We start from the raw sequence: 21,214 nt of genomic DNA on the forward strand, positions 1-21,214 counted from the left end.
GCCGCTCGCCCTGCTTGTCAGCCGCTCGTGCGTCAGCTCTGCCGGATGACCAGTCTGCCACCCTGGCGCAGGGCTTCGACGCGGCCGGGGAGGTTGATGGCCTGCTGGCCGCGCCAGCCGGTGACCAGGCGGTCCACTTCCTCGATGTGCCGGGCGAAGAGCGAACCGGCCGGGGATCCCGCCTCTATGGCGGCCCGGCGCAGCACCCGGCGGCGTACGGCGGGGGGCAGGGCGTACAGCTTGGCGCATTCCAGGCGGCCGGCGTCGTCGCGCACGTCGCGGTCGGCGGCGGCGGCCCAGGTGTCGAGGGCGTCGGCGTCGTCGCGGGAGAGCTGGGCCGTACGCGCGAGGGCTTCGACCACGCCCTTGCCGAGGGCCTTCTCCAGCGCCGGCAGGCCCTCGTGGCGCAGCCGGGAGCGGGTGTAGGCGGGGTCGATGTTGTGGGGGTCGTCCCAGACGGGCAGGGACTGGGCGAGGCAGGCGGTGCGGGCGGTCTGCCGGTCGAGCTGGAGGAAGGGGCGGCGGTAGCGGCCGGCCGGGCCGGAGGCGGCGGCCATGCCGGACAGGGAGCGGATGCCGGAGCCGCGGGCGAGGCCCAGCAGGACGGTCTCGGCCTGGTCGTCGCGGGTGTGGCCGAGGAGGACGGCGGCAGCGCCGTGGCGCTCGGCGGCGGTGTCGAGCGCGGCGTAGCGGGCGTCGCGGGCGGCGGCCTCGGGCCCGCCCTCGCGGCCGACGTGGACGGCGACGGCCTCGACGGGGCCGAGGTCCATGGCGGCGAGCCGGGCGGCGACCTCGGCGGCGCGGGCGTCGGAGCCGTCCTGGAGGCCGTGGTCGACGGTGATGCCGCCGGCCCGGACGGGGAGTTTGCGGGCCTCGAAGGCGAGGGCGGAGGCGAGCGCCATGGAGTCGGCGCCGCCCGAGCAGGCGACGAGCACCAGGGGGGTGTCGGGGCGTTCGGGGAGCGTGCCGAGGCGGCTGCCCGCGCCGGCCCGGGCGAGCTCGGGGCGCGGGGCGCGCCCGGCGCATTCGTTCTGTTCGGCGTGTTCGGCGATGACGTCGTGGAGTACGCGGCGGACCGCCAGGCGTATCGCCGCGACCGCAGGATGGGGACCCATGTCCGGTGCCCTTCGTGAGTTCTCAGGGGTGTGTCGGAGTGCCGGGACGGGAAGGAGTGCCGTCACTCAGAGTGCGTCGATGGTGACAGAGCAATGCCGTTCATCGAGCATTGCACGCCTTCCCATGCCCCTGCGGTCCCTCGGATGGGTGATTACCGGCGCGTTTCCTTCGTACCGGGGACCTTGATCACGACTCTGCCTTACGGTGCACCCTCGCGATCCAGTCTGCGGGACGGGCGATCTCCGCCTTGGTCGGCAGAGTGTTGGGCGAGGTCCACACCCGGTTGAAGCCGTCCATGCCGACCTCGTCCACGACGGCGCGCACGAAGCGTTCGCCGTCCCGGTACTGCCGCAGCTTGGCGTCGAGGCCGAGCAGCTTGCGCAGGGCCTGGTCGAGGCGGCTCGCGCCGCGGGCGCGGCGCTGCTGGAACTTCTCGCGGATCTCGGCGACGGAGGACACCACCTCGGGGCCGACGCCGTCCATCACGTAGTCGGCGTGCCCTTCGAGGAGGGACATCACGGCGGTGAGGCGGCCGAGGATCTCGCGCTGGGCGGGGGTCTGGACGAGCTCGACCAGGCTGCGGCCGCCGTCCTCGCCGGACTCGCCGTCGGGCCGGCCGCCGGCGAGGGACTGGGCGGCCTCCCGCAGCCGCTCCAGGAAGGTCATCGGGTCGACGTCGGTCTCGTCCAGGAAGGACTGGATCTCGCCCTGGAGGTGGTCGCGGAGCCAGGGCACCGCGGTGAACTGGGTGCGGTGGGTCTCCTCGTGGAGGGCGACCCAGAGCCGGAAGTCGTGCGGGTCCGCCTCCAGCTCGCGTTCGACGTGGACGATGTTCGGCGCGACGAGCAGGAGGCGGCCGCCGCCGTCGGCGGAGGCGGGGAGCTCGCGGGTGGCGGGTGCGAAGGTCTCGTACTGGCCGAGGACGCGGGAGGCGAGGAAGGACAGCAGCATCCCGACCTCGACGCCGGTGACCTTGGAGCCGACCGCGCCGAGCACGGCGCCGCCGGCGCCGCCGGTGCGCCGTTCCTCCATCTTCTCCAGGAGGGGGCGCAGCAGTTCGCGGAAGCCGGCGACGTTGGCCTTGATCCAGCCGGTGCGGTCCACGACGAGGACGGGGGTGTCCTCGGGCTCGGTTCCCTCGGGGATCATCCGGGTGAAGGCGCGGACGTGCTCCTCCGCCGCCTTCGCGTGCCTGCGCAGCTCCGCGACGACCTCGCGGGCCTCCTCGCGGCTGATCTCGGGGCCCGGCCGCACAAGCCGGGTCGCGGTCGCGACCGCGAGGTTCCAGTCGACCATCCCTGCACCACCGATGCTCGTCATGCGTCAACCGTACGTGCTCATCCCTTGATGCGGTGCGGTGTTGACGGGCTCATCGCTTCCCGGCGCCGAGTGCGGTGGCGAGTCCGTCGAGGGCCTTCTGGGCCTCGGTGGGGGCGGTGGTGCCGGAGGCGAGGAAAGCGAAGGCGAGGAGCCGTCCCTGGGTGTCCACGACGGTGCCGGCGAGGCTGTTGACGCCGGTGAGGGTGCCGGTCTTGGCGCGGATGAAGCCGGTGCCGCCGGCCTTGCTGGTGTAGCGGCTGCTGAGCGTGCCGCTGAAGCCGGCCACGGGGAGGCCGGTGAGGACGGGGCGCAGTTCGGGGTGGGCGGGGTCGGCCGCGCGGGCGAGGAGGCCGGCGAGCAGGGCGGCGGTCACCTTGTCCTCCCGGTCGAGCCCGCTGCCGTCGGCGATGTTCACGCCCTTGAGGGGCAGGCCGAGCTTCTTGAGGCGGGCGGTGACGGCCCGTCGGCCGCCCTTGAAGTCGGCGGGCTGCCCGGCGGCGATGGCGGTCTGCCGGGCCAGGGCCTCGGCGATGTCGTTGTCGCTGTTGGTCAGGGCGCGTTCGACCAGGCCGGAGAGGGGTGCGGAGAGGTGGCCGGCGACGGTGCGGGACGTCTTGGCGGGGCGGCCGGGGGCGGGTGCGCCCTTGGTGGTGACGCCGGCCTTGTCCAGGTATCCGGCGAAGGCGCGGGCGGCGTCGCCCGCCGGGTCCTCGGTGCGCGGGGCGGGGCCCCTGGTGGAGTCGTCCTGGCGGCCCTCGTTCAGCATCAGGGCGCTCATGGGCGCGATGTTCTCGTTGGGGCCGATCGGGTGGTGCGCGGGCCCCGAGTAGGCCGAGGCGTCGTAGCGCAGGCGTACGGAGGAGGCCTTGGCAGTCTTGAGGGCGCGGGCGGTCTCGGTGGCCAGGGCGCGCAGGGCGGCCTTGTCGAGGGTGGGGTCGCCGCCGCCGACGAGGGTGACGGTGCGCAGGTCGCCGGAGGCGCGCACGGTGGTGCGGATGCGGTGGGCGGGGCCGAGGGCGGCGAGGGCGGCGACGGTGGTGGCGATCTTGACGGTGGAGGCGGGCGTCATGGGGGCGTCGGCGCCCTTGCCGTAGAGCCGTTCGCCGGTGGCGGTGTCGACGACGACGGCGGCCCGGCGGGTGCCCAGCGCGTCGTTCTCCAGCAGCGGGTCCAGGACGGCGCGCAGGTCGCGGGTGCCGGCCGGGGCGTTCGCCGGGCCGGTGCCGGTGGCGGACAGGGCGGCGAGGACGGCGGGGGCGCTGGGGGCGGGGGCGGGGCCCTCGGGGTCGCCGGCGTCGTGATGTGCGCCACCTGTGCGTTCGGCGGCGGTCGCCCGGTCCCGCTCGGCCTTACGCTGACCCGAGTCCCAGGGTCCGGCGGCGAGGACGGCGCCGGCCGCGAGGGCCAGTCCGACGACGGCGGACACGGCCGTGAACCGCCAGTCGTTCACTCCGCCGCGTACGCCCGGGCGGGCCGCGAAACTGCCGCCGGGCGTGCCCGGCGGTTCGGTCGACGGTCTTTCCACCGGCTCGGCCACCGTTGACCAGCCCCTTTCGCGAGCACACATCTGCGTGAGGGACACTTAACCACCAGTCGTATGTGTTGATCATGGAGGAGCCACCCGTGGAGTTCGACGTCGTTATCGAGATCCCGAAGGGTTCGCGCAACAAGTACGAGGTGGATCACGAGACCGGCCGGATTCGTCTGGACCGTCGGCTCTTCACCTCGACCAGCTACCCGGCGGACTACGGCTTCGTCGAGGACACCCTCGGTGAGGACGGCGACCCGCTGGACGCGCTGGTGATCCTGGAGGAGCCGACGTTCCCGGGCTGCCTCATCAAGTGCCGCGCGATCGGCATGTTCCGGATGACCGACGAGGCCGGCGGCGACGACAAGCTGCTGTGCGTCCCGGCGTCCGACCCGCGGGTGGAGCACCTGCAGGACATCCAGCACGTGTCGGAGTTCGACCGCCTGGAGATCCAGCACTTCTTCGAGGTCTACAAGGACCTGGAGCCGGGCAAGTCCGTCGAGGGCGCCGACTGGGTCGGCCGCGCCGAGGCCGAGGCCGAGATCGTCGCCTCCCGCAAGCGCCTTGAGGCGCAGGGCGGCGCGCACTGACGTTCCGCTTCCGGTTGTCGCGGGCCTGAGAACGGGCGGTACACCCAGGTGGGTGTGCCGCCCGTTCCGCGTGCCCTCCCTTGGGCGTGGCCATACTGGGCAGGAGTGCGGCCGAGGACGCGCAGCCGAGGAGGAACGAGGTCGAGTGGTGGCGGAACCGGACGGGCCCGATGACGAGAAGCCCCAGTCCGACGAGGCGCACAGCGCCTTCTCGCGGCCTGCCGGGACCGGACCGGCGGTGCCGGAGGAGGACCACCCGACGTCGGAGTTCGCCCTTCCGGAGGGCGTGACGCCCGAGCCGCCGGCCCCGGGTCCCGGGTCCGGTGCGGGTTCCGCTTCCGGCTCCGAGACGACCGGCTCGGCGTTCGCCACGCCGAGCACGTACAGCTTCCGGGACTCCCCGCCGGCGTTCACCCCGGCGTACGGGGTGCCGATGGTCCGGCTGACCAAGGAGGCGCCCTGGCAGGACCGGATGCGCACGATGCTGCGGATGCCGGTCGCCGAGCGCCCGGCGCCGGAGCCGGTCCAGCGGCACGACGAGGAGGCGGGGCCCCCGGTGCCGCGCGTGCTCGACCTGACGCTGCGTATCGGGGAGCTGCTGCTGGCGGGCGGTGAGGGCGCCGAGGACGTCGAGGCGGCCATGTTCGCGGTGATGCGGAGCTACGGGCTCGACCGCTGCGAGCCGACCGTGACGTTCACCCTGCTGTCGATCTCGCACCAGCCGTCGCTGGTGGACGACCCGGTGACGGCGAGCCGTACGGTACGCCGCCGGGGCACCGACTACACCCGGCTGGCGGCGGTCTTCCGGCTGATCGACGACATCACCACGGCCGACGACGAGGTGTCGCTGGAGGAGGCGTACCGGCGGCTCGCGGAGATCCGGCGCAACCGGCACCCGTATGCCGGCTGGGTGCTCACCCTGGCCGCCGGCGGGCTGGCGGGTGCGGCGTCCGTGCTGGTCGGCGGTGGTGCGCTGGTGTTCGTGATCGCGGCGCTCGGGGCGATGCTCGGTGACCGGCTGGCCTGGCTGTGTGCGGGGCGCGGGCTGCCGGAGTTCTACCAGTTCGTGGTGGCGGCGATGCCGCCCGCCGCGATGGGCGTGGCGCTGACGCTGACGCACTGGTCGGATGTACGGCCGTCGGCGGTGATCACCGGTGGGCTGTTCGCGCTGCTGCCGGGGCGGGCGCTGGTGGCGGGCGTGCAGGACGGCCTGACCGGGTACTACATCACGGCGGCGGCGCGGCTCCTGGAGGTCATGTACTTCTTCATCGCGATCGTGACCGGGGTGCTGCTGGCCCTGTACGGGGGGCTTCAGCTGGGCGCGGAACTGGACCCGGAGGCGCGGTTCATCACGCACGACCGGCCGGTGATCCAGATCCTGGCGTCGATGGTGCTGACCCTGTCCTTCGCGATCCTGCTCCAGCAGGAGCGGGTGACGGTGCTCGCGGTGACCCTGAACGGCGGAGTGGCCTGGATCATCTACGGGGCGATGGCCCGGACGGGCGGGCTGTCGGCGGTGGCCGCGACGGCCGCGGCCGCCGGGCTCGTCGGGCTGTTCGGGCAGCTGTTCTCGCGGTACCGCTACACGTCGTCGCTGCCGTACATCACGGCGGCGATCGGGCCGCTGCTGCCCGGCTCGGCGACGTACTTCGGCCTGCTGGGCGTCGCGCAGAACGAGCTGGACCGGGGCCTGGCCTCGCTGTCCACGGCGGTGGCGACGGCGCTGGCCATCGCCATCGGGGTGAACCTGGGGAGCGAGATCTCCCGGCTGTTCATGCGGGTGCCGGGCGCGGTCGGGGGCGCGAACCGCCGCGCGGCCAAGCGGACGCGCGGCTTCTGACCGGGTCGCCCTCGGGCCTCAGCGCTTGGCGTGGCGGCCGCGGCGGCCGGCGGACGGGTCCTGCGGGGGCACCTCGCCGTTCCCGGCGGCGGGGCCCTCCTTCCTGGCCTTGCTCCGGGCGCGCAGGAACTCGATGGCGATCGGGATCACCGAGATCAGCACGATCAGGACGAGCATCGCCTCGATGTTCTTGTGGACGAACTCGACGTTGCCGAGGGCGGCGCCGAGCAGGGTGACGCCGACGCCCCACAGAACGCCGCCGATCACGTTGAACACGATGAACGAGCGGTAGTTCATCCGGCTGACGCCCGCGATGATCGGGGTGAAGGTCCGCACGATCGGCACGAAGCGGGCCAGGATCAGCGACTTCGGGCCGTGCTTCTCGAAGAACTCGTGGGCCTTCTCGACGTTCTCCTGCTTGAAGAGGCGGGAGTCGGGCCGGCTGAAGAGCGAGGGGCCGACCTTGCGGCCGAAAAGGTAGCCCACCTGGTCGCCGATGATCGCGGCCAGCGCGACCAGGACGCAGACCAGCCAGAGCGGGGTGTGCAGCTTGTCGGTCGTGACCAGCAGGCCGGTGGTGAACAGCAGGGAGTCACCGGGCAGGAAGAAGCCGATGAGCAGCCCGGACTCGGCGAAGACGATGACCAGGACGCCGGCCAGGCCGAACTGTCCGATGAGATGGTCCGGGTCCAGCCAGCTCGGTCCGAGCGCAAGCGTATTCAAGGGTCCGGGCTCCAGGATGAGGTCGATGGGCGGCTGCGTGGCCGCCCCAAGCTATCAACGCCTCGGGACGGCCTCGGGTTCCACCCGCCTACGTCCGGCGGCGCGCGTTCGCCTCGATGGCGTCGCGCAGGTGCTCGGCGAGGCCCGGCCGCATGCCGTCGTAGAACGCCTTGAACTGCGGATCGGCGACGTACATCCCGCCGAGGTTCCGGTGCATCTCGTAGCCGCACTCGTAGAACCAGGTGGAGATGTGGAGGCGGTGCTCCTCCGCGAGGTCCGTGGCGCGCTTGCCGCCGGCGGGCTCACCCGCCTCCATCAGCGCCGTATAGCGCTCGCTCCAGGAGTCGACCTCGGCCTTCATCCGCTGCCAGTCCTCCTTGGTGTAGCGGGCGGCCCGGCGCTGCGACTCGGCGTAGGCGTCGGTGCCGCCCCAGCGGCGTTCGGCCTCCTCCGCGTGCTCCTCGGGGTTCTTGCCGCCGAAGACCTCGAACTTCTCCTCGGGGGTGAGGTTGATGCCCATCCTGCGTGCCTCCATCGCTGTCTCTACGGCGGCGGCCATCCGCTGGAGCTCCGCGATCCGGTGCGACAGCAGCGCGTGCTGGCGGCGCAGGTGCTCCTGCGGGTCCGCGTCCGGGTCGTCGAGCAGGGCCGCGATCTCGTCCAGCGGGAAGCCGAGTTCCCGGTAGAAGAGGATCTGCTGCAGCCGGTCCAGATCGGCGTCGTCGTACCGCCGGTGGCCCGCGTGGCTGCGCCCGCCCGGTGAGAGCAGGCCGATGGAGTCGTAGTGGTGCAGGGTGCGCACCGTGACCCCGGCGAAGCCGGCGACCTGTCCCACGGAGTGCTCCATGGCTCCCCGCTCCTTCCTGTGTGGGTACGCGTACGAGCCTGGGCCCTCACGCGGCGTGAGGTGCAAGTCCCGCCTGCCACCCGCCCCTTTTAAACGGTTTTACGGCTTTCGCATCGCTATGGTGTGCCGATGCCGACCGATTCCGCCGTCGCCGCCGAGCCCGCCCCCGCCCGCCGGCTGCTCGTGCTCATCGTGCCCGCCCTGGCCGTGGGCGTGGCCTCGGCCCTGGTCCTGCTCGGGGTCAGCCTGCTCGCCGACCAACTCCAGGACGTGCTGTGGGAGACGCTTCCCGACGCGCTGTCGGTGGGGCGGTACTCCTCGCTGTGGATGATCGTGATGCTCACGGCCACGGGCCTGGTGACCGGCCTGGTCCTGCGCGCCGTACCCGGCCGGGGCGGCCCGGACCCGGCGACCATGGGCCTGGTCGACCCTCCGCTGCCGCCCGCCGTGGTGCCCGGCCTGCTCGTGGTCACCGTCCTGGCCCTGGCGGGCGGCGTCAGCCTCGGCCCGGAGAACCCGATCACCGCGGCCAACATCGCCCTGGCCGCCTGGGCGGGCCGCCGGATCGCGCCCGGCGCGCCCGGTGAGCTGTGGCTCGCGCTCGCCGCCGCCGGCACCATCGGCGCCCTCTTCGGCACCCCGGTCGCCGCCGCCCTGATCCTCACCGAGACGCTGGCCGCCGCGCCCGGCGCCGGGGCGCTCTGGGACAAGCTGTTCGGGCCGCTCGCGGCCGGTGCCGCCGGGTCGCTGACCATGTCGCTGGCCGAGCACCCCAGCTTCGACCTGTCGCTGCCCCCGTACACGCACACCGGCTGGGGCGACCTGCTCGCCGCTCTCGTGATCGCCTCCGCCGGAGCGGTCCTCGGCCTCGCGGCGGTGTACGCGTTCCCCTTCGTCCACCGCTTCTTCCGGGCCCTGCCGCATCCGGTGCTCGCCCTGACCCTGGGCGGCCTCGCGCTCGGCCTGCTCGGGGCGCTGGGCGGGCACCTCACGCTCTTCAAGGGACTGGACGAGGTGAAGACGCTCGCCGCCGGTCCGGACGGCTGGTCGGCCGCCGGGTTCGGGACGATGGCGGTGGTGAAGGCCGCCGCCCTGGTGATCGCCGCGACCTGCGGGTTCCGGGGCGGCCGGATCTTCCCGGCGGTGTTCGTGGGCGTGGCGCTCGGCCTGTGCGCCCATGCGCTGGTCGACGCGGTGCCGGTGGCGCTCGCGGTGACGTGCGCGGTGCTGGGTGTGCTGCTGGCCGTCACCAGGCTGGGCTGGCTGAGCCTGTTCACCGCGGCGGTGCTGGGCTTCGACGCGGCCCTGCTCCCGGTGCTGTGCGTGGCCTCGCTGCCTGCCTGGCTGCTGGTGACGGGCCGGCCGCTGATGCAGCTGCGCGAGGACGGCACGGCGCTGCGCTGAGCCGGACGGCCCAGTGCCGGGTGCCGGGCGCCGGAGCCGTCCGTACCGTCGGACTCGTCCGGTCTCGCGGGCGCGAGCCGAGAAAGGCAGGTCCGTGATGCCGCTCCACCGGGGCTCCACGCACGAGGGCGAACCGTCGGCCGGTCAGCGCAAGCTGGCGCTCAACCCCTTCTACGGGGTCGCCGACCCGGTCGCCGGGATGGAGGCGGCGCCGCCCAGGCACCGGCTGCCGGACGGACCGCTGCCGCCCCACACGGCGTACGGGCTCGTCCACGACGAGCTGATGCTGGACGGCAACTCGCGGCTCAACCTCGCCACGTTCGTCACGACCTGGATGGAACCCCAGGCCGGGGTGCTGATGGCCGAGTGCCGCGACAAGAACATGATCGACAAGGACGAGTACCCGCGCACCGCCGAACTGGAGCGGCGCTGTGTGGCGATGCTCGCCGACCTCTGGCACGCGCCCGACCCCTCGGCGGCCGTCGGCTGTTCCACGACCGGGTCCAGCGAGGCGTGCATGCTCGCCGCGATGGCGCTCAAACGCCGCTGGGCGGCCAAGAACGCCGACCGCTACCCGGCGAGCGCCAGGCCCAATCTCGTGATGGGGGTGAACGTGCAGGTGTGCTGGGAGAAGTTCTGCACGTTCTGGGAGGTCGAACCGCGCCTCGTCCCCATGGAGGGCGACCGCTTCCACCTCGACCCGCACGCCGCCGTGGAGCTGTGCGACGAGAACACCATCGGCGTCGTCGGCATTCTCGGCTCCACCTTCGACGGCAGCTACGAGCCCATCGCGGAGCTGTGCGCGGCCCTGGACGACCTTCAGAAACGCACCGGCCTCGACATCCCCGTCCACGTCGACGGGGCCTCCGGCGCCATGGTCGCGCCGTTCCTCGACGAGGACCTGGTGTGGGACTTCCGGCTTCCCCGGGTCTCCTCCATCAACACCTCCGGCCACAAGTACGGCCTGGTCTACCCGGGCGTCGGCTGGGCGCTGTGGCGCTCGCCCGCCGAGCTGCCCGAGGAGCTGGTCTTCCGGGTGAACTACCTGGGCGGCGACATGCCCACCTTCGCGCTGAACTTCTCCCGGCCCGGCGCCCAGGTCGTCGCGCAGTACTACACCTTCCTGAGGCTGGGCCGGGACGGCTACCGGGCCGTGCAGCAGGCGGCCCGGGACGTGGCGACCGGGCTGGCCGCGAAGATCGAGGAGCTGGGCGACTTCCGGCTGCTCACCCGGGGGGACCAGCTGCCCGTCTTCGCGCTCACCACCAAGCCGGAGGTGACGGCGTACGACGTCTTCGACGTGTCACGGCGACTGCGCGAACGCGGCTGGCTGGTGCCCGCGTACACCTTCCCGGCCGACCGGGAGGACCTCTCGGTGCTCCGGATCGTGTGCCGCAACGGCTTCTCGTCGGACCTGGCGGAACTGTTCCTGGAGGACCTGCGCTCCCTGATGCCCGAACTCCGGGCCCAGCCGCACCCGCTGACCCGGGACCAGAACGCCGCGACGTCCTTCCACCACTGAGGATTCAGCGGCCGAGCCGGGCGAACCGCCGGACCGCGCAGGGGAAGAACACCGAGAGCAGCGCCAGCGGCCAGAGCAGCGCGAGGACTTGCGCGTGCCCGGCCGCCCAGGAGCCGCCGTCGGCGCCCGGGTTGCCGAACAGGTCGCGTACCGCCGTCGCGGTGGCCGAGAGCGGGTTCCACTCGACGGCGGCGCCCAGCCATCCGGGCATCGTCTCCGGCACCGCGAACACCGTGGAGAGGAAGCCCACCGGCCAGACCAGGATCTGCACCGCCTGCACCTTCTCCGGCCGCCCCGCCACCAGCGCCAGCAGGATGCCGAGCCACAGCATCGCGAACCGCAGCAGCAGAAGCAGCCCCACCGCCCCCAGCGCGCCCGCCATCCCTTCGTGCCACCGCCAGCCGACCGCGTAACCCGCCGCCCCCGTCACCAGCAGCGCGGCGGCCGACTGGAGCATGTCCGCGACGGCCCGGCCGACCAGCACCGCCCCGGATGCCATCGGCATCGAGCGGAACCGGTCCACGACGCCCCGCTCCAGGTCACGGGTGACCGCGAGCATGGTCGACTCCAGGCCGAAGGCCATGGTCAGCGCCAGCATGCCGGGCACCAGGTAATCGGCGGTCTTCCCCTCGATCCCGCGGCCACTGCCGACCAGGTAGGTGAACATCAGCAGCAGCATCACCGGGAACGCCAGGCCCACCACCACCGGCGCCGGCTGCCGGGCCCAGCGGGCCAGTTCGCGCCGGGTCATCGTCCATGAGTCGGACACCGCCCACATCGCCGCGCTCACGCCGCCGCCTCCTTCTCGTCACCGCTGTCCGTCAGAGCCAGGAAGACCTCGTCCAGCGTCGGCCGGCGCACCGCGATGTCCTCCGCCTCGATACCCGCGTCCGCCAGCGCCCGCACGGCCCCGGTGAGCACCGCCATCCGGTCCGCCGCCGGTGCTCCGACGGTCCGCCGGTCCGGGTCCGTCACCTGGCCGCCTTCGAGCAGGGAGGCCGCGCGCGCCAGCTGGGCGGCGTCACGCACGACGACGTCGATGCGGTCGCCGCCGACGCGGGCCTTCAGCTCGTCGGCCGTGCCCTCGGCGGCGACCCGGCCGCCGTCGATCAGCGAGATACGGTCCGCGAGCCGGTCGGCCTCCTCCAGATACTGCGTGGTCAGCAGTACGGTCGTGCCGCCGCCGACCAGCGAGCGCACCGCGGCCCACACCTCGGCGCGGCCGCGCGGGTCGAGCCCGGTCGTCGGCTCGTCCAGGAACAGCACCTCGGGACCGGTGATCAGCGAGGCCGCCAGATCGAGCCGCCGCCGCATGCCCCCGCTGTAGTCGCGGACCGGCTTGCGGCCGGTGTCCGCGAGGCCGAACCGGTCGAGCAGGGCGTCCGCCCGTGCCCCGGCCCGGCGGGCGCCCAGGTGGTACAGCCTGCCGAACATCTCCAGGTTCTGCCGGCCGGACAGCTCCTCGTCAAGGGCCGGGTGCTGGCCGAGCAACCCGATCCGGCGGCGCACCTCGGCCGGCTGCCGCCGCACGTCGTGCCCCGCCACCTCGGCCCGGCCCTCGTCGTACCGCAGCAGGGTCGACAGGACGCGGACCGCCGTCGACTTCCCGGCCCCGTTCGGTCCGAGCACGGCGTGCACGGTCGAGCGGCCGACCGTCAGATCCAGTCCGTCCAGGGCACAGGTCCCTCCGTAGCGCTTGCGCATTCCCTCGACCACGATCGCGTCCCGCAATCCAGCACACCCCCGGCAGTCCAGTAATCAAACTTGACTAGTAGGGGAAAGGTAGGCCGCCCCGCGTCATTCGTCAAACTTGATTAGTGAGCGTCGCCCGGGTCCTGGACCCCGGTCGCGTACGGGTTCTCCTCGCCCTCCGCGAGGACGCCGACGAACGGGGCGCCCTCGCCCGCGAAGACGTACGCCCCGCCCTCGATCCGCGCGATCAGGCCGCGCGTCCACTCCGCGCCCGCGTCCGCCGAGTGGACCCAGAAGTTCATGACCTCGCCGATGTGGCCCAGCTGCTCCGGGCCGCCCTCGGGGAGGTAGTGCTCTGTGACGGCTGTCCGCCAGGCCGCGAGGTTCTCCAGGCGCTGCCGGAGCAGGGCCACCGCCTCGGCGCGCTCCAGGTCGACGATGAAGCCGATGCCTGCGGACAGGACGTCCATCCGCTGGTCGTACGAAGTGAGCGAGGCGCGCAGCAGGGCGAAGTACTCCTCGGTGCCGCGTTCGGTGATCTCGTACTCGATGCGCGGCGGGCCGCCCGCCGTGCTCGGGGCCACCTCGTGGGCGAGGAGCATGTCCTGCTTCGCGAGCTGCTTCAGCGCGTGGTAGACGGAGCCGGGCTTGGCGTTGGACCACTCGTGGGCGCCCCAGTACTCCAGGTCGTTGCGGACCTGGTAGCCGTGGGCCCGGCCGTGCTGGCGCACGGCGCCGAGGACCAGCAGCCGGATCGCGGACATGCCCTCCACCTCTCTGGTCAACCCGACCAGCGTAGCGGGACGTGTGTCCGGCGAGGTCAGAAGGGGAAGACGCTGCGGCCGTGCTGGACGGAGATCCACTTCTGGGTGGTGAACGCGTCCACCGCCGCGTCCCCGTTCATCCGGCCCAGACCGGAGTCCTTCTCGCCGCCGAACGCGATGCCCGGGTCGTCGTGCACGGTGGAGTCGTTGACGTGGAACATCCCGCTGCGGATGCGCTGGGCGAACCGGACGCCCCGCCCGGTGCGCGCGGTGTGCACGGCGCCGCTGAGGCCGTACGGGCTGTCGTTGACGATGCGGACGGCCTCGTCCTCCCCGTCGAAGGGGATCAGCAGCGCGACCGGGCCGAAGATCTCCTGGTGGAGCAGCGGGGAACCCTCCGACAGCCCGGTGAGCACGGTCGGTTCGACCAGGTTGCCGCGCACCCGCCCGTGCACCGGCGCCTCGGCGCCGTCGGCGATCGCCTGGTCCACGAGGGCGGCCAGCGAGTCGGCGTGGAAGGTGTTGATGACCGGGCCGATGCTGGTGTCCGGCTCGCGCGGGTCACCGGTCTTCAGGGCGGCGACGCGGGCACAGAACTTCTCCGTGAACTCGGCGGCCACCGGCCGGTCCACCAGGATGCGGTTGGCGGCCATGCAGACCTGGCCGGAGTAGATGAACCGGCTGAAGACGGCGGCGTCGACCGCGTAGTCGATGTCCGCGTCGTCCAGCACCACCAGGGCGCTGTTGCCGCTGAGTTCGAGGACGGTCCGCTTGAAGAGGGCGCCCGCGGTGGCGGCGACATGGCGGCCGACCCGGTCCGATCCGGCGAAGGAGATCACCTGGGGCACGGGGTGCTCGATGAACGCGTCGCCTATCTCGGCTATGTCGGTGACGACCACGTTGAGCAGCCCGGCCGGCAGCCCGGCCTCCTCGAAGATCCTCGCGACGAGCCCGCCGCCGACGACGGGCGAGTTCTGGTTGGCCTTGACGACGACCGCGTTGCCGAGGGCCAGGGCCGGGGCGACCGACTTCATCGTCACCAGGAGCGGGAAGTTGAAGGGGCTGATGACGCCGACGACCCCGACGGGCAGCCGGTAGAGCAGGTTCTCCCGTCCGTCCGCGGCGGACGGCAGGATGCGGCCCTCCTTGGAGAGCGCCTGCCGGGCGGCCTCGCGCAGGAACTCCTGGGTGAGGCTCAGCTCGTACGCGGCCTTGGTACGGGTGCCGCCCAGCTCGTCGATGATCGCCTCGGTGATCTCGTCGGCCAGCTCCTCGGTGACCCGCAGCGCACGCTCCAGGACGTCCCGGCGGCGGTACGGGCTCGCCGCCGCCCACTCCCCCTGCGCGCGCTCGGCGGCGCGGTAGGCGCTGTCCACCTCGGCGGCGGTGGCGATGGTGATCGCGGCGAGCTTCTCACCGTTGTACGGATTGAAATCGATGATGTCCCAGGAGCCGGTGCCCGTCCGCCATTCACCGTCGATGTACTGGCCGGCCAGCTCGTGGAAGAAGGACATGCGATCCCTTAACTCAGGTGCAGACTCCTGCAGGAGCGTCATCGTACTGAAAATTCAGGAGAGTTGGAGAAGTCCTCGGAGCAGGTCACGACTCTCCTCCGGGCCCGGGCTCTCCTCGTGGAGCAGCGTCATCGCCTTTTCGTACTGGGCGACTTCTTCGTCCTTGTCCAGATAGAGCGCGCTTGTCAGCTGCTCCAGATACACGATGTCCGACAGATCGGATTCCGGGAATCGCAGCATGGTGAAGGACCCGCTCTCGCCCGCGTGCCCGCCAAAACTGAACGGCATCACCTGAAGCGTGACATTCGGCTGTTCCGACATATCGATCAGATGCCGCAATTGCGCCCGCATCACTTCACGCCCGCCGTACGGGCGGCGCAGCGCCGCCTCGTCGAGGACGGCGTGGAAGCGGGGAGCCCGTTCGGAGACGAGTACCTTCTGCCGCTCCAGGCGCAGGGCGACGCGGCGCTCGATCTCGGCGGGGGGCGCGCCACGCATGCCCCGGGAGACGACCGCGTGGGCGTAGTCCTCGGTCTGGAGCAGTCCGTGGACGAACTGGACCTCGTAGATCCGGATGAGCGAGGCCGCACCCTCCAGGCCGACGTACGTCTGGAACCAGCCGGGCAGTACGTCCCCGTAACTGTGCCACCAGCCCGCCACGTTGGCCTCTCGGGCCAGGGCGAGCAGGGAGTCGCGCTCCGCCTCGTCCGTGACGCCGTAGAGCGTGAGCAGATCCTCGACGTCCCTGGCCTTGAAGCTCACCCGTCCCAACTCCATGCGGCTGATCTTCGATTCGGAGGCCCGGATCGAGTAGCCGGCCGCCTCGCGCGTGATGCCGCGCGAGTCACGCAGTCTCCTGAGCTGAGAGCCCAGCAGGATGCGCCGCACCACGGACCCACTCGACTCGCCTGCCGCCACTGGTCCAACCCTCCCCATCGCTTCCTGGCATCGGGGCTCCCCCTGAACCCCAAGAGCCGGATTCTGCCATCAAAACGCTTCGCCCCGTACTCATTCGATTACGGAAATGGGAAGAGCTTGGGAAGACGCCGAAACCGGGGCGGGGAAGAAATGAGCAAGAACCGGACGGGGTCGGACAGGTCCGACGCGTGCACGTGCATCTGCCCTTGCATCTGCTGTGCGCATTCGGAACCATGGAGCCCGCGCACCTGCGTTCTCGTTCGTGTTGTGCCGCTGTCGCCGGTACGCAGTACCGGCCCAGCCGCGATTCCCGGGAGTGCCTCGCATGGGGACGAATGGATCGACGATGCTCGAGCCGTTACGGCAGGGGCTTCCACCCATCGATCCCTCGGCCGTCTCCGGGTCGGCCACCTGCAGCCTGCCGCCGCACTACGAAGCGGTCGGGGGCGCACGGCAGTTCACCCGGGCCACCCTGGGAGGATGGGGTCTGAGCGAGCGCTTCGACGACGTCGCGCTCGTCGTCTCCGAACTGGTCACCAACGCCCTGCGGCACGCCCTGCCGGCCGACGCCCCGCGCGAGTGCCAGGAGCCGCCCGTACGGCTTCACCTGATGCGCTGGACCTCGCGGCTGGTGTGCGCGGTGCGCGACCCGAGCCACGCGAGTCCGGTCGCCTCCGAGGCGCCGGACTCCGCCGAGTCGGGGCGGGGGCTGTTCCTGGTGGAGTCCTTCAGCGACTGCTGGGGGTGGCACCCCTCTCCCGTACTGACCACCGAGAGCACACCGGGCACGGCGGCTTCCCGAGGCAAGGTCGTCTGGGCACTGTTCAGACTGACCGACCCGGCGTGACGGGGGCGGTGCGACCGGCCGGCGCACCGCGTGGCACACCGCCCGAGGGCTGAACACCGCTGGACTCCGGCGGGGTTCAGCCCTCTGTGGTGCACGGGGCGGGCGTACGGGACGGGTGTACGGGACGGGTGTACGGGACGGGTGTACGGGAACGCCCCCGCGGCCGTCAGCCCACGAGGTGGTCGAACTCGCCGTCCTTGACACCGAGCAGCAGCGCCTCTATCTCGGCCGGCGTGTAGACCAGCGCCGGCCCGTCCGGGTGGCGCGAATTGCGCATCGCCACATCTCCGTCGGGCAGTTTCGCGAACTCCACGCAGGAACCCTGGGAGTTGCTGTGTCTGCTCTTCTGCCAGACGACTCCGCGAAGCTCTGTGGCCGCCATGCCGTTGTACACGTGGTGCACAGGACGCTCCCCGAGTTGCAAGGTGCAAGTGTCAACTGTCCCGGATCATAGCTGTGTTCGATTCTCCATGCATGAGCGGATGCACGGGCGGATGCACGTGCACGCGGGGTGTCGCTGCGATTACAGCTTCTGCGGACAGAGACGCGTCAACGGCCTCTCCGGCTCCCGATTCCGGGAGTTGACTTCTCGGCAGCCCCTGCGACCCGCTGGTAGCTTGGATGGCCGTTCGTCTTCCAGGGGGAATTCCACATGTACAAAATCGCACGTACCGGCGCGGTCCTCGCCACCGGTCTGCTGACCGCGCTCGTGCTGACCGGTTGCGGAAGCGACGGCGACAAGGGCGACTCGGGCAAGGACTCCGGGTCCAGCGCGAGCCCCACGGCGGACGGGGGCAGCGACGCGCCCTCGGAGCCGGACGGCGCCACCGGCGGCGACGCGAAGGCGCTGGAGGGTGCCTGGCTGGGCCAGACCGACGGCAAGTCGGTGGTGCTGTCCGTCGTCGCCGGGAAGGCCGCCGTCGTCGCCGAGTCCCACGTCTGCACGGGCACCGTGGCGGACATGGGCAAGCCGATGCTGGAGCTGGAGTGCGCCGACGGGGACACCGCCCGGACCATGGGGGCCGTCGAGTCCAACGACGGCAAGACCGTCGTGATCTCGTGGGACGCCGGGGCGAAGGACACGCTGAAGAAGACCGACCCGGGCTCGCTGGAGGGCATCCCCGGCCTCTCCGACCTCCCCGACGTCCCGGACCTGCCGACGCCGTGACGCCGTAACCGCCCTGACGCCGTGACGTCGCGGGGGTTACGAGTCCAGACCCCGCGAGAAGTCCTCCAGCGCATCGAGGAGCAGCGCGACGTTGTTGCGGACGAGCCCGGTACCGGCCGGAGGCGGCGCCCCGGGCTCCGCCGCCTCCTCGCGCGCCCGGCACTCCGCCTCCCAGCGCTCCAGCGCCTCCCACACCGGCGTCCAGTCCGGCACCCGCCGCTCCCGCACCGCCTTGGCGCCCCGGTCGGTGGCGCGGCGCAGCGCGTCGGCCAGCGCGGCGGCCCCCGGCACGGGCCTGGCTTCACTGCGCGGGATGTGGGCCTCCAGGAGCATCGCGACCCGGCCGAGCTGGGCCAGGGTGTGCTGGGTGGCGTCGGCGGCGGCGTGCGAGAGGCCCCGGTGGCGCACCGGTTCGTGAAGGGCCGTCGCCACCGCCTCCTGCCAGGCCACCCGGGCCTCGCGGGTGGCGAGGAGGGCCTGGCGCACATCGTCCTGGCCGCGTTCGGCCGGGTCCGCGTACTGGTCGACGACCGCCGCCGCGTACCGGCCGTCCGCCCTCAGCCAGTCGCCGAGCCGGGTGCGCAGGCGCGGGGTCTCCCAGGCCGGGTAGACGGCGTACGAGATCATCGCCAGGAGCCCGCCGCCGAGGGTCAGGAGCACCCGCTCGAACACGGTCTGGCCCAGGTCGTCGCCGGCCATGCCGAGCAGGAAGACGACGTACGCGCCGACGCACGCCTGGGCGACCGCGTATCCGGTCCGCATGAGCAGGTACATCAGCAGGGCGCAGACCACGGCGAGGGCGGCGAGCGGCCCGGTGCCCGGGTGCGCGGCCTCCACGATCGCGGAGGCGAGGAACACCCCGACGAGGGTGCCGCCGAACCGGGCCACCGCGCGGGAGTACGTCTGGGAGAACTCCGGCCGCATCACCATCACCGCCGCCATGGGCGCCCAGTAGCCGTGGCCGAGCGGCAGCAGGCGGCCCAGGAGGTAGCCGACTCCGGCGACGGCGGCGAGCCGGATCGCGTGCCGCAGGATCGGGGAGCCGTGGTGCACCTCGCGGCGCATCGCCCTGAGGATGACCGGGGCGAGGCGCAGCAGTCCGGGGCGCCGGTGGTGTTCGGCGGGCGGGCGGCTGTCCTTGATGGCACCGGCGGCCTCCTCGGCCCCGGCCCGCTCCTCCTTGGTGCCGTCGCCCTCGGCCGCCTCGATGACGTCGGAGAGCAGGGCGGCGAGCCGGTCGGCGGCGCGCAGCGGCGGGCCGGTGAGCAGGGCCCCGGTGTCGGGGGTCCTCAGCGCGGCGACGGCCGGCGCGGGCAGCTTGACCGGGTGGCCCGTGCGGATCGCCCGGGCGGCCGCGTCGAGCAGCGATCCGGCGGCGGCCAGCAACTCGCGGACGCGGTCCCGCTCGGGGCCCTCGGCGGGCACGCCCATGGCCGGGTCGGCGAGCGAGGCCAGCACCGGCCTGATGCGCTCGGCGGGCCCGCGTGAGCCGTGCAGTTCGGCGGGGCGGCGGCGGGCCTCGCGGGCGGTGACGGCGGCGGCCCGGCGCGCGAGCATCAGCGGCACCGGGTCGAAGTGGGCGACCGGGTCGTGGCGCAGCCGCCGGGCGTAGTCGGCCTCGGCGGCCAGCGCGTCGGCGAGCGCGTCGCGCTGTGCGCCCCATCGGCGGATCGGGAACAGCACGATCAGCGCCGCCTGGACGACTCCGCCGAACATGATCATCGCGCCGTGCAGGGCCGCCTGCGCGACGGAGGTCGGCAGCGTGACCGTGACGAGCATGATCGCGACGTTGGACGCGGCGATGATGCCCCCGGTCGGACCCGCCGCCCAGGCGAGCCCGGCGAGGAAGGTCCAGGTGATCAGGAGGAGCAGGAAGAGCGGGAGATGGGGGCCCGTCACATAGCCGAGGAAGGTGGTGACGCCGAGGCTGACGCCGGAGACCAGGGCGAGCACGGGGCGGGGGCGCCAGCTGCGCTGGAAGGTCGCGATGGCCGCCTGGAACGCGCCGAACGCGGAGCTGGCGGCGACCACAGGACCGAACAGCGCGAGGGCGACCCCGATGACCAGGGCGAGCCCGGCCGCGCCGCGCACCGCGATCAGCGGTTCGAGGCGCCGCCGCTCGATCTTCAGGCCGGAGCGGGCGGTCTCCTTCAGCGCCCGGAGCCAGCTCATGTGCCGAGCCTAACCGGAATAGCCGTTTTGCCCGACTTGTAGGTGATAAGGGTCTGCCTGGTGGTCACTCAGCCCCTGATGCCCCGGGTCTCCCCGCTCATCCGGGCCCGGTCCGCCGCCTGCGTGCCGTGCGTCCAGCCGTCCAGGTCCGTCGCACCCCTGACCCGGGTGGTCGTGGTGCGGGGGAACATCTGCTCGGCGGTCTCGGTGACCGCCAGGTCGCGGGCGGCCAGCACCGGGAGCAGCCCGGCGCCGGCGGCCGCGCCGCCCTCCGCACCGGCCTCCTGCGCACCGGCCTCGGCCGTGGCGCGGGCGGTGCCGTCGGCGAGGCGGCTGCCCAGGCGCTGGGCGTAGGCCATCAGGAAGGACTGCCGGAACGTCTTGGTCCGCTTGCGCCCGCCGGCCCGCTGGCCCGCCTCCGCGCGGGTCATCGCGGCCGTTCCCTGTACGAGCAGTGAGGTGTGGAGCAGTTCGACGGCCTCCAGGTCCGCCTCGAAGCCGATGACCGTGGTGAAGCCCAGGTCGCTGTTCCACACGGCCCGGCAGCGGTTCGCCGAGGCCACCGCGTCGAGCAGGATCGCCTTGGCCGTCTCGTACGGGGCGTCCACGCCGATCCGGCAGGCGCCGGGGGTGCGGTCGCCGTGCGTACGGGCGGCGAGCAGGGCCTCGTCGATGCTGTGCCGGGCCATCAGCTCCTGCGCCTTGGCGGTCAGGGCCTCCGCCTCCTCCGGATAGCCGGTCGCCTCCGCCTTCGCGAGCAGGGCGCGGATGCGGGTCAGCATGCGGGGCTCCCCGGCGGCGGGCGGCCGGGTCAGGGCGTCCCGCGCCGCGCCCGGCGGGGGCCCGACGGGCTCGATGGCCGGGAGGGCGAGCAGCAGGCGGTAGAGGGCGAGGAGCGCGGAGGCGTACGAGAACCGGTCGGGCCGGCCCGCGGGTGGCGCCGCCGGCAGCTCGTCCAGCTGGGACCGCCAGCGCGGCCGCAGCGCTGGATAGCGGCGGACCTCGGAGACGATGAGCCCGGCCGCCAGGGCCGCCGCGTGCTCGTCCAGGTCGCGGCGGACGAGGCGGACGACGTCGGCGGGCAGCCAGCCCCGCTCCCAGGCGCGGCGGACGAACTCCTCACCCCGGCGCACCAGCTCCGCGTCGGCCTGCGGGGCGGCGGCGAGCAGCGAGGCGCCGGTGTCGAGACCGGCGTCGCCCTCCGTGTAGAGGGCGGCCGCGAACGCCTGGTCGATCACCGTTTCCATGA

Annotated in this window: 19 protein-coding genes; 6 read left to right on the top strand and 13 right to left on the bottom strand. The window is 72.7% G+C overall.

Annotated elements, in window-relative coordinates; translation table 11 throughout:
• Window positions 1–32: 32 nt before the first annotated feature.
• From tilS to dacB, 3 genes are all read right to left on the bottom strand, one after another.
• Window positions 33–1,115: a tRNA lysidine(34) synthetase TilS gene (gene tilS / locus ACLQ2N_RS13430; RefSeq protein ID WP_425812468.1), complete on the bottom strand. Its 1,083-nt coding sequence runs from the start codon at window positions 1,113–1,115 to the stop codon at window positions 33–35.
• Between the two features lie 187 nt (window positions 1,116–1,302).
• The gene (locus ACLQ2N_RS13435) at window positions 1,303–2,436 is read right to left on the bottom strand and encodes a zinc-dependent metalloprotease (RefSeq protein WP_425812470.1); all 1,134 of its coding nucleotides are present in this window, start codon (window positions 2,434–2,436) and stop codon (window positions 1,303–1,305) included.
• Between the two features lie 49 nt (window positions 2,437–2,485).
• Complete coding sequence (gene dacB, locus ACLQ2N_RS13440; protein WP_425812472.1) at window positions 2,486–3,973, bottom strand: D-alanyl-D-alanine carboxypeptidase/D-alanyl-D-alanine endopeptidase; 1,488 nt, start codon at window positions 3,971–3,973, stop codon at window positions 2,486–2,488.
• Between the two features lie 86 nt (window positions 3,974–4,059).
• Between dacB and ACLQ2N_RS13445 the strand changes: the two genes are divergently transcribed.
• Window positions 4,060–4,554: an inorganic diphosphatase gene (locus tag ACLQ2N_RS13445; protein ID WP_018520452.1), complete on the top strand. Its 495-nt coding sequence runs from the start codon at window positions 4,060–4,062 to the stop codon at window positions 4,552–4,554.
• 145 nt (window positions 4,555–4,699) lie between these two features.
• On the top strand, window positions 4,700–6,394 hold the full coding sequence (locus tag ACLQ2N_RS13450) for a threonine/serine ThrE exporter family protein (RefSeq protein WP_425812474.1): 1,695 nt from the start codon (window positions 4,700–4,702) through the stop codon (window positions 6,392–6,394).
• A gap of 18 nt (window positions 6,395–6,412) precedes the next feature.
• On the opposite strand, the gene ACLQ2N_RS13455 is transcribed toward ACLQ2N_RS13450, so the two are convergent.
• Window positions 6,413–7,117, bottom strand: coding sequence for a DedA family protein (locus tag ACLQ2N_RS13455; protein ID WP_425812476.1), 705 nt, complete (start codon window positions 7,115–7,117; stop codon window positions 6,413–6,415).
• 88 nt (window positions 7,118–7,205) lie between these two features.
• Window positions 7,206–7,964 (bottom strand): MerR family transcriptional regulator, encoded by a 759-nt coding sequence (locus ACLQ2N_RS13460; protein WP_425812478.1) that lies wholly within the window; start codon window positions 7,962–7,964, stop codon window positions 7,206–7,208.
• Between the two features lie 129 nt (window positions 7,965–8,093).
• Between ACLQ2N_RS13460 and ACLQ2N_RS13465 the strand changes: the two genes are divergently transcribed.
• Window positions 8,094–9,368: an ion channel protein gene (locus ACLQ2N_RS13465; protein WP_425812480.1), complete on the top strand. Its 1,275-nt coding sequence runs from the start codon at window positions 8,094–8,096 to the stop codon at window positions 9,366–9,368.
• Between the two features lie 97 nt (window positions 9,369–9,465).
• Window positions 9,466–10,890 (top strand): glutamate decarboxylase, encoded by a 1,425-nt coding sequence (locus tag ACLQ2N_RS13470; protein ID WP_425812482.1) that lies wholly within the window; start codon window positions 9,466–9,468, stop codon window positions 10,888–10,890.
• A gap of 4 nt (window positions 10,891–10,894) precedes the next feature.
• Here ACLQ2N_RS13470 and ACLQ2N_RS13475 read toward each other — a convergent pair whose 3' ends face one another.
• From ACLQ2N_RS13475 to ACLQ2N_RS13495, 5 genes are all read right to left on the bottom strand, one after another.
• On the bottom strand, window positions 10,895–11,668 hold the full coding sequence (locus tag ACLQ2N_RS13475) for an ABC transporter permease (protein WP_425813201.1): 774 nt from the start codon (window positions 11,666–11,668) through the stop codon (window positions 10,895–10,897).
• A gap of 8 nt (window positions 11,669–11,676) precedes the next feature.
• Entirely contained in the window at window positions 11,677–12,621 is a 945-nt protein-coding gene (locus tag ACLQ2N_RS13480) for an ATP-binding cassette domain-containing protein (RefSeq protein ID WP_425812484.1), read from the bottom strand.
• An 83-nt stretch (window positions 12,622–12,704) separates the two neighbouring features.
• On the bottom strand, window positions 12,705–13,346 hold the full coding sequence (locus ACLQ2N_RS13485; RefSeq protein ID WP_425813203.1) for a PadR family transcriptional regulator: 642 nt from the start codon (window positions 13,344–13,346) through the stop codon (window positions 12,705–12,707).
• 56 nt (window positions 13,347–13,402) lie between these two features.
• A complete protein-coding gene (locus ACLQ2N_RS13490; protein ID WP_425812486.1) occupies window positions 13,403–14,860 on the bottom strand; it encodes an aldehyde dehydrogenase family protein in 1,458 nt (485 codons plus the stop codon).
• A gap of 54 nt (window positions 14,861–14,914) precedes the next feature.
• Window positions 14,915–15,796 (bottom strand): helix-turn-helix domain-containing protein, encoded by an 882-nt coding sequence (locus ACLQ2N_RS13495; RefSeq protein WP_425812488.1) that lies wholly within the window; start codon window positions 15,794–15,796, stop codon window positions 14,915–14,917.
• Between the two features lie 328 nt (window positions 15,797–16,124).
• Here ACLQ2N_RS13495 and ACLQ2N_RS13500 point away from each other — a divergent pair, with 328 nt between their 5' ends.
• Window positions 16,125–16,625 carry an ATP-binding protein gene (locus tag ACLQ2N_RS13500; RefSeq protein WP_425812490.1) on the top strand — a complete coding sequence of 167 codons (501 nt, stop codon included), beginning with the start codon at window positions 16,125–16,127 and terminating at the stop codon, window positions 16,623–16,625.
• Between the two features lie 166 nt (window positions 16,626–16,791).
• Here the strand turns inward: ACLQ2N_RS13500 and ACLQ2N_RS13505 are convergent, their stop codons facing one another.
• A complete protein-coding gene (locus ACLQ2N_RS13505; RefSeq protein ID WP_018102227.1) occupies window positions 16,792–17,028 on the bottom strand; it encodes a DUF397 domain-containing protein in 237 nt (78 codons plus the stop codon).
• 249 nt (window positions 17,029–17,277) lie between these two features.
• Between ACLQ2N_RS13505 and ACLQ2N_RS13510 the strand changes: the two genes are divergently transcribed.
• Entirely contained in the window at window positions 17,278–17,793 is a 516-nt protein-coding gene (locus ACLQ2N_RS13510) for a hypothetical protein (protein ID WP_425812492.1), read from the top strand.
• Window positions 17,794–17,829: 36 nt separating this feature from the next.
• On the opposite strand, the gene ACLQ2N_RS13515 is transcribed toward ACLQ2N_RS13510, so the two are convergent.
• The gene (locus ACLQ2N_RS13515; RefSeq protein ID WP_425812494.1) at window positions 17,830–19,965 is read right to left on the bottom strand and encodes an FUSC family protein; all 2,136 of its coding nucleotides are present in this window, start codon (window positions 19,963–19,965) and stop codon (window positions 17,830–17,832) included.
• A gap of 68 nt (window positions 19,966–20,033) precedes the next feature.
• A complete protein-coding gene (locus tag ACLQ2N_RS13520; protein WP_425812496.1) occupies window positions 20,034–21,212 on the bottom strand; it encodes a DUF2786 domain-containing protein in 1,179 nt (392 codons plus the stop codon).
• Window positions 21,213–21,214 lie beyond the last annotated feature (2 nt).

Source organism: Streptomyces sp. DT224 (genome assembly GCF_049844595.1).
Taxonomy (GTDB): domain Bacteria; phylum Actinomycetota; class Actinomycetes; order Streptomycetales; family Streptomycetaceae; genus Streptomyces.

Excerpts from the sequence above, each read along its gene's own strand:
- tilS (WP_425812468.1), bottom strand. The coding sequence starts at position 1,115 with ATGGGTCCCCATCCTGCGGTCGCGGCGATACGCCTGGCGGTCCGCCGC.
- ACLQ2N_RS13435 (WP_425812470.1), bottom strand. The coding sequence starts at position 2,436 with ATGACGAGCATCGGTGGTGCAGGGATGGTCGACTGGAACCTCGCGGTC.
- ACLQ2N_RS13460 (WP_425812478.1), bottom strand. The coding sequence starts at position 7,964 with ATGGAGCACTCCGTGGGACAGGTCGCCGGCTTCGCCGGGGTCACGGTG.
- ACLQ2N_RS13465 (WP_425812480.1), top strand. The coding sequence starts at position 8,094 with ATGCCGACCGATTCCGCCGTCGCCGCCGAGCCCGCCCCCGCCCGCCGG.
- ACLQ2N_RS13470 (WP_425812482.1), top strand. The coding sequence starts at position 9,466 with ATGCCGCTCCACCGGGGCTCCACGCACGAGGGCGAACCGTCGGCCGGT.
- ACLQ2N_RS13475 (WP_425813201.1), bottom strand. The coding sequence starts at position 11,668 with ATGTGGGCGGTGTCCGACTCATGGACGATGACCCGGCGCGAACTGGCC.
- ACLQ2N_RS13485 (WP_425813203.1), bottom strand. The coding sequence starts at position 13,346 with ATGTCCGCGATCCGGCTGCTGGTCCTCGGCGCCGTGCGCCAGCACGGC.
- ACLQ2N_RS13490 (WP_425812486.1), bottom strand. The coding sequence starts at position 14,860 with ATGTCCTTCTTCCACGAGCTGGCCGGCCAGTACATCGACGGTGAATGG.
- ACLQ2N_RS13495 (WP_425812488.1), bottom strand. The coding sequence starts at position 15,796 with ATGGGGAGGGTTGGACCAGTGGCGGCAGGCGAGTCGAGTGGGTCCGTG.
- ACLQ2N_RS13500 (WP_425812490.1), top strand. The coding sequence starts at position 16,125 with ATGCTCGAGCCGTTACGGCAGGGGCTTCCACCCATCGATCCCTCGGCC.
- ACLQ2N_RS13510 (WP_425812492.1), top strand. The coding sequence starts at position 17,278 with ATGTACAAAATCGCACGTACCGGCGCGGTCCTCGCCACCGGTCTGCTG.
- ACLQ2N_RS13515 (WP_425812494.1), bottom strand. The coding sequence starts at position 19,965 with ATGAGCTGGCTCCGGGCGCTGAAGGAGACCGCCCGCTCCGGCCTGAAG.
- ACLQ2N_RS13520 (WP_425812496.1), bottom strand. The coding sequence starts at position 21,212 with ATGGAAACGGTGATCGACCAGGCGTTCGCGGCCGCCCTCTACACGGAG.